The sequence below is a fragment of the Paenibacillus macerans genome (assembly GCF_900454495.1).
In the GTDB taxonomy this organism is placed as follows: Bacteria; Bacillota; Bacilli; order Paenibacillales; family Paenibacillaceae; genus Fontibacillus; species Fontibacillus macerans.
This window is the reverse complement of sequence record NZ_UGSI01000001.1, coordinates 3,562,278-3,577,258: the sequence shown is the minus strand read 5'-3', so window position 1 is coordinate 3,577,258 and position 14,981 is coordinate 3,562,278. Positions and strand designations below refer to the sequence as shown.

The window sequence follows — 14,981 nt, the reverse complement described above, 5'->3', positions numbered from 1 at the left end:
CCGGTTGAATTATAAATTCGATATGAAAAGTAGGTTATTTTCAATAAAAAATAAAAATAGGTAAATACTGGATTGTTTTGAAATAGTATATCTATGAAAATGAAAATGCACAAGTAGAATTTTATGAAAATATACATATACTCATAGAAAAATAGGAATATTTTACTATATTATTTGGCATCTAGTTGAATTTGTATGTTAGCTATATTGACATATGGTGCTTTTCGTTTTACATTAATTACAAAATGATATCGCGCGAATGAGGGTCATGGGAGAGTCCGCTTTGGAGGCGGCACCGAAGGAGCAAATAGCCGGCCATGCGGGGCGGCTTTGAATCTCTCAGGTACAAGGACCATGGCCTGACGCGACTCTGGAGAGAGCGAAAGCCACCCAAGGGGTACGTGGTTCCGGCCAACGGAAGCATCAAACTCTCAGGTAACGGGGACAGAGAAAAGGCTGCAAGCCTTTTTTCTGTCCTTTTTGGCGCTTGGAGGGCATCGGGTATTTTTCCTACATAGGCATCGAATCTTGAATTCAGCCTGGCCCAAGCCTTCGCTTCGCTGCTGAAAACCGACCTTTTTGAACACGCACTAATAGGGAAAGCTGAAAGTAAGATTTTTGCGAAATGGTGAAAACAAAGATATGGGGAACGGGGAAGATGACCATGCGGTTTAAAAATGTATTTTCGATAATTGGTCCGGCGATGATCGGACCGTCCAGCTCCCATACCGCGGGGGCGGTACGGATCGGGCGTTTTGCGCGGCAGCTGTTGGGGGAGTCGCCCGCCGAAGCGCATATCTGCTTCTACGGATCGTTTGCGGAAACGTATCAGGGGCATGGCACGGATCTGGCCGTCGCCGGCGGGATATTGGATTATCGCACGGATGACGAGCGCATCCGGGAGTCGCTGCAAATCGCGGAAGAAACGGGGATAAAGCTTGACTTTACGACCGGCGTTCAGCCGGGGGCCCATCCCAATACGGTAAAAATCGCACTGGCCGGCGAAAACCGCAAGGTCGAGGTGACGGGCGCGTCGATCGGCGGCGGGAACATTGCGATCCAGGGCATCAACGGGTTTGAGGTCAAGTGTTCGGGCGAGCTGCCGACGCTTGTGATCGAGCATGCCGACCGCCAGGGCATGTTGGCCGGCATCACGGCGCTGTTCAGCCGGGCGGACGTGAACATCGGCTATATCATAACCGACCGGAAGGGCAGGACCGAAGAAGCCTTGACCGTCGTCGAGGCGGATGGGGCGATTCCGGACGCGCTCATCGAAGCGGTCGAAAAGCTTCCGCACGTGAGCCGGACGGCTTACATCGATTTAACGTAAAGCGTTTGACATCAAAGTGAAGGGGTAGATAAACATGCGTTTTCGGAATTTGCGGGAGCTCGTCGCTTTGTGCGATAAGGAGGTCCTGACGATTTCGCAGGTGATGCTGCAGGATCAGGCGGCGGAAAGCGGCCAGAGCGAAGCGGAAATCATGGCGGCGATGGCCGAGTATTATCAAATTATGAAGGAAGCGGTACGCCGAGGATTGACGGAGGAAATTACCTCGACGAGCGGGCTGACGGGCGGCGATGCCAAAAGGGTGAACGAATACCGCGGCAGCGGGGAGCCCGCCGCGGGGGACATCGCCTGTCAGGCCATGGCTTACGCTTTGGCGGTCTCCGAGGTCAACGCCTCGATGGGGCGGATCGTGGCCACCCCGACGGCCGGATCCTGCGGCATCATCCCGGGGGTGTTCGTCAGTGCGCAGGAACGTTTTGGCTGGGAGGATGAGCATCTGGTGCGAGGTTTGTTCTGCGCCGGGGCGATCGGGTACGTCATCGCCAACAACTCGTTTATCTCCGGCGCGGAAGGCGGATGCCAGGCGGAAATCGGCTCGGCGATCGGCATGGCGGCGGGCGCGATGGTCGAGCTGCGCGGGGGAACGCCGGAGCAGGCGGTGCACGCCGTCGGTCTGGCGCTGAAAAATACGCTGGGCCTGATCTGCGATCCGGTCGGCGGCCTGGTTGAAATCCCCTGCATCGTCCGCAACGGCTTCGGGGCGGTCAATGCGCTGGCGGCCGCGGATATGGCGCTTGCCGGCGTGCGCAGCGCGATTCCGTCCGACGAAGTCATCGACGTCATGCTGGAGGTCGGCTCCGCGATGCCCAGCCGGCATCGGGAAACGGCCCAGGGCGGCCTGGCCCAAACGCCGACCGGCCGCAAAATCATGAAAGAGCTGCGAAACCGGAAAAAATGAGCAGGCAGAGTCCCGCCCTTTGTACGATAGGGCCGGGACTTTTTTGGTTGAGATGTTCGTTACGGGAAGACTAGCCTTTGAGGCGCTTTCGCAGCTAAACGTATGACAAAAACCAGGCGCCGCCAGGGGCCTGGTTTTTGTCAAGTTGAATAACGTTATTCAGTCTCTTTATTGTCCGGCAGCGTGATGTTCACCGGCAGAGTCGGCGCTAACAGCCGGCTACAGCCAACAATTGATCTTCAAGCCTTCAAAATAGCGGCACATTAAGAATATTCCCTATCTCTCGCAAAAAAGTAGTAACACGATAAAATCACCAAATATTAATCAATAAAAAGCGAAAACGAGTAATAAAAAAATCGCGCAACACGGAACGGGAAAATTTTTTAAAGGTTTTTTGCAAAAAATACCTTGCCATTCGTCTGTGGAAGGAGTAAAGTAAAAATCGACCAATTGACTATATTCTTATTTTGGTCAATCAGTCATTTTCGCGAAAGGAGGCGCTATGGGGATTGGCTCAAATCAACCGTCGGGAAATGGTGATTGAAGCCGCCGTGAAATGTTTTTCGCTGTTTGGCTATAAGGCGACGACGATGGATCAAGTGGCCAAAATCGCCAATGTAGCCAAGGGGACTATATATACATTTTTCTCCAACAAAGAAGAGCTGTTCGATGAAATTCTCCGTTCCATCATTGCGGAGATGAAGCGGCTCACGGCGCAAAAGGTGGATGAGAATAAGCCTTTTTTCGAGAATCTCTTTCAAAGCATGGATGCCTTGCTGGAGTTCAGAAGCGAGCATGAGCTGCTGGCCAAATTGTTTCAGGAGGTGCGTAATTTCGGCACCCAGCAGGCGCGGGAAGGTTTGGAAAAAATCGAAAGCGCCATTCTGGATTATTTGGAGCGGCAAATTACGCTGGCTGGACAGCGCGGTGAAATTCATGCTTTTGATCCGAAAGTGATCTCTTTCGTCATGCTGAAGCTGTACATAGCGTTAACGTTGGATTGGAACAAAAACCACGAGCCGCTGGAGAAGGAGCGAATCAAGGAATCCATGCGGATTTTTCTGGCGGGAGGCCTGTCGGCCGAGCGGCCGCGCATGAACCATTAACAGTTCAAACTTAAGTGAGATGATATTTGGAGGAGTAGAGGAAGATGGAAAAGTTAAGAGCACTGATACCCAGGTTGTTGATTTATGTTGCGATCGTTCTGCTCATTGCGGGCGGAATCTGGATCCTGAACTCGAACCAGATTACCTCAGGCAGCGAAAAAGAGAATCGCCCGACGGCGTTTATCGAGGCTGATCAATCGAGCGCGAGCTTTAAAGTCGGGGGACGGATCGTCGAGCTGTTGGCGGAGGAAGGCGATGAGGTGAAAAAGGGGGATATCCTGGCCCAGATCGAAAGCGATGAGGTCAAAGCCAAGGTATCCCAGGCCCAGGCGGCGGTGGCCGTGACCGAAGGCCAGATCGGGCAAGCGGCAGCTTCCGTAAATGCGGCGAAATCGAAAAAAGCGGAGGGTGAAAGTGCCGTTTTCCTGACGGCGGAAACGATCGACAAACAGATCGCGCAGGCGCAGGCGGTGGTTCAGGCGGCCCAGGCCAAGGTTAATGGGCTCAAAGCGGGAGCGCGCCCGCAGGAGCTGAAGCAGGCGAAAGTCCAAATGGAAGCGGCCAAAAAAGCTTACGACATCGCCAAGGACAATTTGCAGCGGACCACAGGCTTGTTTGCCGAAGGGATAGTCAGCCAAGCCGATTTTGACAAAGTGAACTTGTCCTATACGCAGGCAGAAGCGTCTTACAACGCCGCGGTCGAGCAATACAACATGGCGAAAGAAGGCGCCCGGCAGGAGGAGATCGATGCTGCCGAAGCCCAGCTTGAGCAGGCGAAAGCGGCTTTGGCGCTGGCCGAGGCCAACAAGGCGCAAATTGAAATCAAGCGCCAGGATGTGGACGCGGCCGTGGCGATGATCGAGCAGGCCGAGGCGGCCCAGCGGACGGCCGAGTCCGGCAAGAAGCAAGCCGCCGCAGCGCTGAAGGAGGCCCAAACCTATCTGGGCTACACCAAGCTGATCGCTCCCGTAGACGGGGTAATCGTGTCCCAATCGGCGGAGCTCGGCGAAATCGTAGGTTCCGGGTTCCCCGTATTTACGATTCAGCAGACCGAAGCGGTCAAGACGGCGAAATTTTATTTGCCCGAAACCGAGATGGCCGGCCTGAAAAAAGGCGATATCGTAAACGTGAAACTCGTTGCCGACGGCAGCATGCAGAAGGCCAAGGTCGTTACGATAGCGCAGGCGGCGACGTTCGCTTCGCAAAAAGCGACGCAGAATACCGGGGACCTGGACATCCGCTCCTTCGGCATTAAAGTTCAGTTCATCGATTTGCCGGACACCGCCGCGACCGGGATGACCGTGGAATGGTACGGCAAGGACGGCGGAACCTCCGGGGGGCAGGCGGGAACTGAGGAATCGCCGGGCAAAGCGGACAAAGCGGACAAAGCGGACAAAGCGGGTGAAGCCCAGTGAACGATAGGCTTACGATAGGCTCTATGCTGGCGGAAGAGTGGAAAAATATTTTCAAGGACCGGGTGATCTTCGTCATCCTGCTGATCGGGCCGATTTTTTATACGTTTTTTTTCGCCTCCCTTTACAGTCATCGGGCGGTTTTGGAAATTCCCACGCTCATTTACGATGAAGATCAGAGCCAGTTAAGCCAACAAATCATCCAGGCGCTGGATGCGCATCAGTCGATCAAAGTCGTCGGGGAAGTCCATTCGAGCCGGGAACTACGGCAAGCGATCGATAACGGCGAAGCCAGAGCCGGGGTGATCATCCCGGCCGATCTGGAAGCCAAGCTGAAGCGGGGAACGCCGACGCCGATCGTCGCCGCGGTGGACGGCACCAACCTGATGATCACGAACGCCGTCGTCAAGGGCGCCAACGAAGTGGTCACGACGTACAGCTACGGAACGACGACCAAAAGGCTGCAGCAGCAAGGAATGAAGGATGAACAGGTGAGCGCGACCTTATCGATCATCCCGTTTACCTCGCGTACACTTTATAACCCGACCTATGATTACGTGGATTTCCTCGTCACCGGGATGGCTGGAACGACGCTGCAGCAGGTCATGTTTATGGCCGTCGGGATGGCGGTCGCCCGGGAAAAGGAAGAGCGGACCTGGAGCCGCTTCGCCGTGTGGAAGAGAAGCCCGTGGAAAATCATGTTCGTCAAAATGTTTCCGTATTGGCTTATCGGTATTTTGAACGTCTTCGTCGTCATGGCGATTCTCACCTCCGTGTATGAGCTGTCGTTCCGCGGGTCGGCGTGGTCGATTTTGCTGATCGCCGTAGTCTTCTCTTTTGCCGTGGCGTCCGTCGGTTATTTGCTCAGCCTGATTGCTCCCAACAAAATCACGGCGTTGCAAATTTCCATGCTGGTCGCGCTTCCTTCTTTTTCGCTGTCGGGACATTCCTGGCCGATGGAGGCGATGCCCAAATTTCTGCAGGTGATCGCCCACGGCCTGCCGCTGACCTATTTTCTCGAGGCGGTGCGCGCGGTGATGCTGAAGGGGCTGACGACCGCCCAAGTTTTGAAGGATTGCATAGCGACCGGTTTGATCGGTTTGATCACATTGCTGGCATCGCTGCTTTATTCCCGATTTGTATCGTTCAGACATACTGCGGATCACGATGCGGACCAGGTGCTGGCGCCGCCGGCTCCGGCGTTCGCGGAATCCTCGCAGCCCCCGGTAATGGCGGCCCAAACGACGACAACGCCAATGTAGGATGTACGATGCACTAATTTTTCCAAAAGGAATATGTATGGAGCAGTCGAGATGGGAGGAAATCGATACAAATACGGCCGGCCATGACGGCAAGGATTTCCTCGACGTCAGCACGCGATCACCGAAATGCAGGTCGAGCAACTGCTTGTCGAACATCGCTCGTGGTGCCGGGAGTGACCGTGGCCGCTAACCTAACAGTACAATTCTAGTCTAGTTCTAAAAGTTCCGCTATTTTGCGCGTTTCAACCGGTATCGCCAAATTAGCGGAACTTTTTGTGTCTATTTTGGGGGAGAGGCGATTTGGGAGTTGGGCGAAACGTTTGGTAAAGCGAGAGTGACGAGCTTCTACGATCAGACAGAAGTGGTGTTTCATTGTTATAGGCCATCAGCCCGACCTAAATCAACTGCCAAACGAATTAAAGTATTCTTTTCTTGGGGTGGGAGGCAGATCAACACTTACTGTCCCGGGCGCTTTGCACGATTATCCCCTTTGATCAGGTAGCAGAGAAACAGGCAAGCTCGGGAGAAGAAATTATTTGGTGGAGAAGCAGATAGGTTTGAGATAATTTAGACGGGCTTAGGAAAAGGAACCAGGTTTAGGGGAGGTGAAACAGACCGGACGGGAGATCAAGACAGGGGTTAAGGACAAGACGCGCGGGAAACGAAAAGACCGTGATTTTGCTGTAGCCTGAACCCTTCCATCTGGAGCAACGCTCGCACTCTTCATGCTAACCCACATCAATCAAATTGATCCGCATTAAGCTAACCCTTCCGTTCCAGCGTCCCGATCAGGCCTCAGCCGCAAGGGGCTGGTTCGGTTGGCGCGCGATCAGCTTACGGTAAGGGATCGCCGGAATCGCCACACACATCTGCAGCAACTTCTGCCGCATCGTTTCTTCCGCTCCGTGCAGTCCTCCGGGCAGGCGCAGTCGGCGGCGTCCGGTGTATTCGTTCAGGTACGCCTGCAGATGCTTCAGTCCCAAGGCTCCATACGTACTCTTCAGCGATTCCCACGCCTCTCTCACCACTCTCCGCAAAGGCGCACACAGCCGAAAGGCCTGAGGGAACAATTGTACCACCGATGTACAGACATCCACATGCCCGCTAATAAACGCGGTTAGATCGTGACGGTTTGCCCTCTTTTCGCCTCCCCGCTTATTTGGCACCAGGCGGATTTTGACCTGCTCCGGCTCGCCCGACTCCGTGACCGTGCAGCCGGCCACGACCGCCGAGGCGTACGGATGCGAAAGCTGACACTGGGACGGATTACGCCCATACTGATCGCTGTTTACCTTCACGTCTCCAGAGAGCAGCTCCCGGGCATCGAACTCCCCTACGGAATGACGTATTTTGTGCAGCATTGACCAGGCGGTCTTGTAGGTGACCCGGATCACCTGGCGCAGCCGCAGCGCCGAGATGCCGCCCTCAAGCAGGAACAACTCCAGCGCCTGGAACCACTTCACCAGGGGCAGATGCGTTCCTTCAAAAATCGTGCCGACCAAAGGCGATGTTTGATGCTTGCACTTTCCGCACTCGAACAAAGGGATATGCCGGGAAGTCAGACGGCTGCACCGGGTGTGAGCGCAGCGCGGGCAGACGAAGCCGCTGGGCCACTTCATCGCGATCAGCGCTTCCATGCAGTCCTGCTCGCTGTTAAAACGGCTGCTGAATAGCTGAAGTTCCGTTCCCGTATTGACTTCCATATCCGCTCGTCCCCCCGAATCAAGAATATACGAACATAGGTTCCATTTATTTCATTATAGCAAACGTACGTTCTCTTATCAAGCCAAAAATCTCACCTGAACCGCCTCATTTTTTCTTCATCTTTTTTGTTTTGTTCTTCTCTCTTTTTTGGAACCCTGCTCTAGCCCCCCCTGCTCCCTGCTCCCTGCTCCTGAACGAAGGGGATAATCGTGCAAAGGCAGCAGCAGGCAGGGACACCAAGACACGAACCCTTTAGATAGCCCCTCACCTGGTGTCGATTTGTGACACTGTTCGAAACGGCTACTGTGCAAAAGATGCACGCTCACTAGCACCGCGACCGCTGCGCTTAGTTTTCTGTAACCAATCTATCACCTTTGTAATTGTACCATTGTGTATAATTGATTCCAGTCTAAGCATGACGGCGGAAGGAAGGGGAGCATACATATACCATGACGACCATTCTGATCGTGGAAGACGATATGAGCTTGAACAAGGGGATTGCGTTAACGCTGGCCCAGGACGGGATTTCGATCGAACAGGCCTATGATTTGGCCGGCGCGGAGCGGCGGCTTGCCGCAGGGGGCGTCGATTTGATCGTGCTCGACGTGAATTTGCCGGACGGGAGCGGGCTTGATTTTTGCGAAAAAGTAAGGGCGGGGTCGCGCGTGCCGGTTATTTTTTTGACCGCCAACGATATGGAGTCGGACATCGTCATGGGCTTTGAGCTCGGCGGGGACGATTACATCACCAAGCCGTTCAGCCTGATGGTGCTGCGCTCCCGGGTGATGGCGGTGCTGCGCCGCTGCGATTTCGGACAGGAGGACAAGGCGGCGATTCCGCCGTTTCTGTTCGACTTCGGGAGAATGGATTACCGCAAGCAGGGGCAAAGCATCAGCCTCAGCATTACGGAGCAGAAGCTGCTGAAAACGCTGGTGGCCAACCGGGGGCAAATCTTGACGCGGGAGCAGCTGATGGACGCCGTGTGGTTGCGGGAGGCCGAATTTGTGGACGAGAACGCCCTGACGGTGACGATTAAAAGATTGCGCGCCAAAATCGAAGACGACCCGTCCGCGCCGAAGTACATCAAAACCGTATACGGTCTCGGATACATGTGGGCCGACGCGGGGGTGCGGCGATGAGCGGCGGCGGAATTGGCAGAGCAACCGGCCAAGGTCGATCCAGCGCGCAAGCCGGCTCCCGAGGCCGGAACGCCCTTGCTTTTGCCCCGGTCTATGCGGCGTACGGGACATTGTTCGGCCTGCTGGTGCTGGGCTACCCGGTTGCGGCCCGGTATTTGGCCGGCGAGGTGTTCGGCCCGCCGCTCTGGTTGCCCGTTTCCTTTGCCGCAGCGATGTTCCTGGCCGCCATCTCCTTCGCCCTGGTCCTGAGGGCCAGAGCGGCGGCCGCGATCCAAGCGGCCTTCGACATTGTGGACGCGGCGATCGGCGGCCGGCAGCGGCTCACCGGCTACGCGGAAACGAATCTTTCCGCGTTGGAAAACAAAGTGTTCCGCTATGTCGAGCTGACCCGGGCGCGCGAGCGGCAAATCGAAACGGAACGGAGCAAGATCAAAACGCTGATCTCCGACATTTCGCACCAGACGAAAACGCCGCTCTCAAGCATCATGCTGTACAGCGAACTGCTGGAAGAAGTCCCGGCTCTGCCCGAGGCTGCCCGCCAGTATGCGGCTCAGATCAAGCTCCAAGCGGCGAAGCTGGACTGGCTGATCGGCTCGCTGGTCAAAATGTCCCGGCTGGAGGCAGGCATGATCTCGCTGCAGACCGCCGTGTCCCCGGTGATCGCCACGATCACGCAAGCCGTATCGCATGTGTATGCGGCGGCGGAGCGCAAAGGCACACGGATCGCGATTGACTGCGATCCGGCGGCCGCGGCGAAGCACGATCCGAAATGGACCGCGGAGGCGCTCTTCAACCTGCTGGAGAATGCGGTCAAATACAGCGAGCCCGGAAGCGGCGTGCGTATTTCGGTTCAGGCGGGCGAAATGTTCACCCGCATCGATGTCGCCGACCAGGGGATCGGCATCGCGGAGAGCGAATGGAACGATATTTTTAAACGCTTTTACCGCAGCAAGCAAGCGGCGGGGCACGAAGGCGTCGGAATCGGCCTGTATCTGGCCAGGGAGATCGTTACCGCCCAGGGCGGGTACGTCAAGGTGTCGTCCAAGCTCCGCGAGGGAGCGGTGTTCTCTGTTTTTTTGCCCGCGATTTAGGGAATTCTGTCGATATTGTTATTTTTCAGACACCCGGGAGTCAGATTGATCTGCTACATTTAATCCTGTACGTGCGTACAGGTTTTTTTATTGGGGGGAGGAAAAGGACATGCCGATTCTGCAAATCGAGGGGCTTAAGAAATATTACGGTCAAGGAAGCACCGCCGTAAAGGCGCTGGACGGAATCGACCTGAGCGTGGAAAAAGGCGAATTTGTCGCGATCGTCGGCACGAGCGGCAGCGGCAAAAGCACGCTGCTTCATATGCTGGGCGGGCTGGATCGGGCGACGGAGGGAAAGGTGTACGTTGACGGAAACGATATTTTTGCGATGGATGACGAGAAGCTGACAATCTTCCGGCGGCGTTCGGTCGGCTTCGTGTTTCAGAGCTACAATCTGATCCCGATCCTGAATGCTTACGAAAATATCGTGCTGCCGATCGAACTGGACGGAGCCCGCGTGGACAAGGAATACGTGGACCAGGTTATCGGCGCGCTTGGGCTTGGCGATAAGGTGCACAATCTGCCGGCGAATTTGTCCGGCGGGCAGCAGCAGCGGGTGGCGATTGCCAGGGCGCTGGCGAGCAAGCCTGCGATCATACTCGCGGACGAGCCGACCGGAAACCTGGACAGCAAAACAAGCCAGGAAGTGATGATCCTGCTGAAGCAGATGAGCGAGCGGTTCAATCAGACGATCGTGATGATTACCCATAATGAAGAGATCGCGCTCACCGCCGACAGGATCGTGCGGATCGAAGATGGCCGCATCGCCGGCCGTTTCGGCCGCGCCGAAGGGCAGGAGGCGGGTTCGAGATGATGGCGGCGAACAACCGTAAGGCGGTTGCCCGCATCGCCGGGCGAAGCCTGAAGGCCAACCGGCCGCGCAATCTGATCATCATCAGCGCCATCGTGCTGACGACGCTGCTGCTCACCTCCGTGTTTACGATGGCCTTCAGCATCAACGAATCGATGCAGCTGACGAAAATGAAAACGTCCGGCGGCGATTTTCACGGCAGCTTCAAATATTTGAAGCCGGGGGAGGCGGACCGGCTCCTGCAGCACCCGGCGATTAAGGAGTACGGCAAATCCGTGCTGGTCGGGTTCGCGACGGACGACGCGTTGCGCGGCACCGCGCTGGAAATCGACCAAATCGACGAAAATGAGGCCAAGCACAGCTTCATTCAATTTACGCAGGGCGGTCTGCCGCAGGAGGAGAACGGGATCGCGATGAGCACTTGGGTGCTCGATTTACTCGGTGTTCCTCACGAACTGGGCGCCAAGGTAAAGCTCGATTTGGATATCGACGGTCAGGCGGTCTCCAAAGAGTTTGTGCTGTCGGGGTATTATCCGGCGGACCGCAACTTGTCGATGTCGGGGCTGGCTTTTGTATCGGAGGCGTTTGTGCAGCGGAATATTTCACAGATCGACCCCGAACGGTCGCGGCTCAGCGGCAGTTATGTCAATACGATCCGGCTGGACGTCATGTTCGGCAATTCCTGGGACATCGAGAAGAAGCTGCAAAAGGTGCTGTCCGACACCGGGCTGGATGTTCCTTACGGCGTCAACTGGGCCTACACCAGCGTAGCTCTGAATGAAGACCCGATGAATGTGATTCCGCTCGTCATCCTGATCTTGATTATTATGCTGAGCGGATATTTGCTGATCTACAATATTTTTCATATCTCCGTCGTGCGGGACATTAAATTTTACGGGCTCCTGAAAACGATCGGGACCACCCCGCGGCAGCTCAGAAGGGTCATTTCCATTCAAGCGAACCGGTTGTATTTGGCGGGGCTTCCGGTCGGGCTGGCTTTGGGCTACGGAGCCGGCGTGTGGCTGCTGCCGCTGTTGCTGCGCTTGTCCGATGGAATGGAGACCGTAAATTCGGCCAACCCGCTGATTTTTCTCGGAGCCGCCATTTTTGCTTATTTGACGGTCCGGATCGCCGCCAGCAAGCCGGGCCGGACGGCAGCGCGGGTTCCGCCGGTCGAGGCGGTGAAATATTCCGGGATCGGCGGCCATGGCGCGGGCCGGAAAACCAAACGCTCGCTGCATGGAGCCAAGCTGTTCAGGATGTCGTTTGCGAATCTGTTCCGCTACAAAAAGAAGCTGTTGCTCATGCTGGCCTCCTTGTCGTTAAGCATTATTTTGTTCAGCGTGATTTATACGGTCATCTCTTCGTTTAGCGTTAACAAGTATTTGAACACTTTTATTTCCGGAGACTTTGTCGTTAAAGAGGATGCCGGGGGCCTGGGTGGCGTGCCCCAGCCGGATACCGCCGTGCTTACGGAAGAGGTTTGCCGGGAGCTAAGCGGGATCGACGGCGTCACTGGCTTGGATAAAGTGTACTATAGTGCTGATGTGCTTAAAATGAGCGAGCCGATCCGGCGGACGCTGGAACCGCTGGCGGCGGCGGAAGACCCCAGGCAGCCCGCGTTCGCCATGCTTCTGAAGAACGGAGCCGTCCCGCTGCAGCTTCATGGCCTTGACCGCGGATGGTACGGTGTGCTCGACAAAAGCGAGATCGCCGCCGGTGCGTTTGACCCCGTCAAGTTCGATTCCGGGAATTATGTTCTCGTTACGGAAGCGGAGCTGGGCCCGGATCAATATACGAGCTATTATCGGCCTGGCGACCGGATTAAGCCGGACGGCATGAAGAAGAGTTATGAGATTATGGCGGTATTGAAATCGGATGCGCTGTATGCGGCGGGGACGCAGTTTTACATGACCGGAGGCTTTAAAGTGTTCTGGCCGGCGGACGAGTTCGTCAAGTCGGCGAAGGACCCGGTCATTTTGTCCGCGACCTTGCATGCCGATCCGGCCAAGCTTGGTGAAGCGGAGGCGGCGGTAAAATCCATCGCGGCGTCCAGTCCCAGCCTGTTCGTAAAATCCCGGGGGGATTACAAACAGGAGATGCAAGGCTTTATCCGCATCTTCCAAACGATCGGTTACGGTCTGAGCTTTGTGATCGCCCTGATCGGCATATTGAACTATATCAATACGGTGATCACCGGCATGATTTCCCGCCGTAATGAATTCGCCATTTTGGAGAGTGTCGGCATGACCCGAAAACAACTGAAGAAAATGCTTGTGTTTGAAGGGCTCTACAGCGTTTTATTGACGAGCCTGATTGTGGGTACGGCGGGGATGGGATTGACGTATGCGGTAGCCAAAGGAGTTGCGGACAACATCGCATTTGCGGAATTCCGGTTGAACCCGCTGCCGATAGCCGCCGCGGTGCCGCTGCTCATCGCGATCGCTTTGATCGTTACGCTGGCCGCCTACCGCCGGATGTCCAGGGCAACGATTGTGGAAAGGCTGCGGGAAGCGGAGTAAAATCGTGCAATAAAATGCACCCCTAGAGTTCATCGGATAAACGGGCCGGGCGTTTTTCCGATGTTTGCTCTATGGGGTGCATTTATTTGGGAAGGAATGCCGTAAGGCGGCTCCTTATTTATAGCTCAAGAGAAAGAGATCAAGCTTCAAGGGATTCGCGTTTTCTTGACCCCGCCGCGGAAGCGCTGCGGAGATAAACAAACGATGAGCCGAGGGCGAGCAGCGCCATGACCATCAGCCCCCAAAAAATGTTGGCATAGGCGGCGGTAAGCGGCAGGCCGTGCTGCCACTCGATGGCGCTGGAGGCCAAGGCGATGCTGAAGGCCCCGCTGAAAAACTGCAGCAGCTGGAACAGCCCCATGCCCGAACCGATTTGGGACGCGGGCAGGATGCGGGAGATCTCGTTGGACACGCTGCTGGAAATAATGGTGAATCCTAGGCTCGTGAGCAAATAAATGAACAGGATGGCGAGCCAGGATTGCCCGCTGAACAGCGCGAACAGGATCATGGCGCTTAGCATCAGCAGCGGCACAAACCGCAAAATTGCGCCGTTGCCGTGCTGGTCGATAACGGAGCCGACCTTGCGCGAGACGACCATGGCCAGCATCGAGCCGGGAAAAATGATGAGGCCGGCATGGCTGGCGCTAAGATGAAAATGGTGCACCAGGATTTGCGGCAGCAGAAACAGTGTGGCGAAGCTGCACAAGTACGAGGCGATCCCCACGGCCGACAAAGTCAGATAAGCGCCGTTGCCGAACAGGGCGGGCGATACGAACGGCTCCCGCGCGCTGCGGACGCGCCAGACGAACAAGGCGAGCGCAAGTACGCCGAAGACCAAAGCGACCCAGGCGTGTTGGGTCAAAAACAGCAGCAGCCCGGTCGTGCCGATGGCGATAAATACGGCGCCGGGGGTATCGAAGGTGCCGCGCGCCGTTTTCTCCTTCGGTATGTAGAGGAGAAAAAACGGTACCAGCACCAGGGTCAGCGCGGTTACGACAAACAGGTATCTCCAGCCCCAGTATTCCACGATCGCGCCCCCGGCGACGGGACCAAGCCCGAGTCCCAGCGAAACGGCCGACATAATCAGCGCCATCGCTTTGCCGCGGCGCTGAATCGGCACGTACCGGGTGAGCAGCACCAGCGACAGCGACACGATCGCCCCGGCGCCGGAAGCCTGGATCACGCGTACGGCGAGCAAAAACCAGAAGCTGGTGCTGAACAGTCCGGCTACGGCGGCAAGCCCCAGCGTCAGCAGCCCGACCGCCAGCAGCCTCCGGATGGGCAGAAAGTCTGCGAGCCGGCTAAACGTAATGGATGAAATGGCAAACATAATCGAATAGCCGGTGACAATCAAGGAGGAAACGGAAGCCGTGAGGCCAAACGTTTCGGTTACGTCGGGCAGCGCCAGGTTAAACATGGCCGTATTCATGATGACCAGGACGACGGCGAGTCCGAGCAAAAGTGTCAGCAGCCCTTCCTTCTTTATAGAGGTTTCGGAGGAAGGGAGCGCGGGAATTTCGGTTGATACAACATTCATGCAGCATTTCACCCACTCTTTATTTGTTTTATTGTTCGATTGTAATCGAACGATTGAAATATAGCATGCCATCGTTTAAAATGCAATTAGGGAATCGAAAAAAAGATAAAATTTCTTTTACGCGATTTTTAATCGATGGCAGATCAATATA

11 protein-coding genes and 1 riboswitch are annotated in these 14,981 nt (G+C 55.7%); of the genes, 9 read left to right on the top strand and 2 right to left on the bottom strand.

What is annotated here, in order from left to right:
* The first annotated feature begins 259 nt into the window (after nucleotides 1–259).
* Nucleotides 260–365: riboswitch (glycine riboswitch) on the top strand.
* Between the two features lie 299 nt (nucleotides 366–664).
* From sdaAB to DYE26_RS16125, 5 genes are all read left to right on the top strand, one after another.
* Nucleotides 665–1,330, top strand: coding sequence for an L-serine ammonia-lyase, iron-sulfur-dependent subunit beta (gene sdaAB, locus DYE26_RS16145; protein WP_036628692.1), 666 nt, complete (start codon nucleotides 665–667; stop codon nucleotides 1,328–1,330).
* 34 nt (nucleotides 1,331–1,364) lie between these two features.
* Nucleotides 1,365–2,246, top strand: a complete 882-nt coding sequence (gene sdaAA / locus DYE26_RS16140) for an L-serine ammonia-lyase, iron-sulfur-dependent, subunit alpha (protein WP_036625452.1) — start codon at nucleotides 1,365–1,367, stop codon at nucleotides 2,244–2,246.
* A 509-nt stretch (nucleotides 2,247–2,755) separates the two neighbouring features.
* A complete protein-coding gene (locus DYE26_RS16135) occupies nucleotides 2,756–3,352 on the top strand; it encodes a TetR/AcrR family transcriptional regulator (RefSeq protein ID WP_172531702.1) in 597 nt (198 codons plus the stop codon).
* Between the two features lie 44 nt (nucleotides 3,353–3,396).
* Nucleotides 3,397–4,767, top strand: a complete 1,371-nt coding sequence (locus DYE26_RS16130; protein WP_082207912.1) for an HlyD family secretion protein — start codon at nucleotides 3,397–3,399, stop codon at nucleotides 4,765–4,767.
* Nucleotides 4,764–6,026, top strand: a complete 1,263-nt coding sequence (locus DYE26_RS16125; RefSeq protein ID WP_124331818.1) for an ABC transporter permease — start codon at nucleotides 4,764–4,766, stop codon at nucleotides 6,024–6,026. Before DYE26_RS16130 ends, DYE26_RS16125 begins: the two co-directional genes overlap by 4 nt.
* A 788-nt stretch (nucleotides 6,027–6,814) precedes the next feature.
* On the opposite strand, the gene DYE26_RS16120 is transcribed toward DYE26_RS16125, so the two are convergent.
* Nucleotides 6,815–7,729, bottom strand: coding sequence for a transposase (locus DYE26_RS16120; RefSeq protein ID WP_051985670.1), 915 nt, complete (start codon nucleotides 7,727–7,729; stop codon nucleotides 6,815–6,817).
* Between the two features lie 450 nt (nucleotides 7,730–8,179).
* Here DYE26_RS16120 and DYE26_RS16115 point away from each other — a divergent pair, with 450 nt between their 5' ends.
* The 4 genes from DYE26_RS16115 (at nucleotide 8,180) to DYE26_RS16100 (ending at nucleotide 13,293) form a co-directional block, all read left to right on the top strand.
* Complete coding sequence (locus tag DYE26_RS16115) at nucleotides 8,180–8,869, top strand: response regulator transcription factor (protein WP_036625450.1); 690 nt, start codon at nucleotides 8,180–8,182, stop codon at nucleotides 8,867–8,869.
* Nucleotides 8,866–9,960, top strand: coding sequence for a sensor histidine kinase (locus tag DYE26_RS16110; protein WP_082207911.1), 1,095 nt, complete (start codon nucleotides 8,866–8,868; stop codon nucleotides 9,958–9,960). The genes DYE26_RS16115 and DYE26_RS16110 overlap by 4 nt, the downstream gene beginning before the upstream one ends.
* Nucleotides 9,961–10,069: 109 nt before the next feature.
* Nucleotides 10,070–10,774: an ABC transporter ATP-binding protein gene (locus DYE26_RS16105; RefSeq protein ID WP_036625448.1), complete on the top strand. Its 705-nt coding sequence runs from the start codon at nucleotides 10,070–10,072 to the stop codon at nucleotides 10,772–10,774.
* The gene (locus tag DYE26_RS16100; RefSeq protein ID WP_036625445.1) at nucleotides 10,771–13,293 is read left to right on the top strand and encodes an ABC transporter permease; all 2,523 of its coding nucleotides are present in this window, start codon (nucleotides 10,771–10,773) and stop codon (nucleotides 13,291–13,293) included. The genes DYE26_RS16105 and DYE26_RS16100 overlap by 4 nt, the downstream gene beginning before the upstream one ends.
* 139 nt (nucleotides 13,294–13,432) lie before the next feature.
* Here DYE26_RS16100 and DYE26_RS16095 read toward each other — a convergent pair whose 3' ends face one another.
* On the bottom strand, nucleotides 13,433–14,830 hold the full coding sequence (locus DYE26_RS16095) for an MFS transporter (RefSeq protein WP_036625443.1): 1,398 nt from the start codon (nucleotides 14,828–14,830) through the stop codon (nucleotides 13,433–13,435).
* Nucleotides 14,831–14,981: the final 151 nt, after the last annotated feature.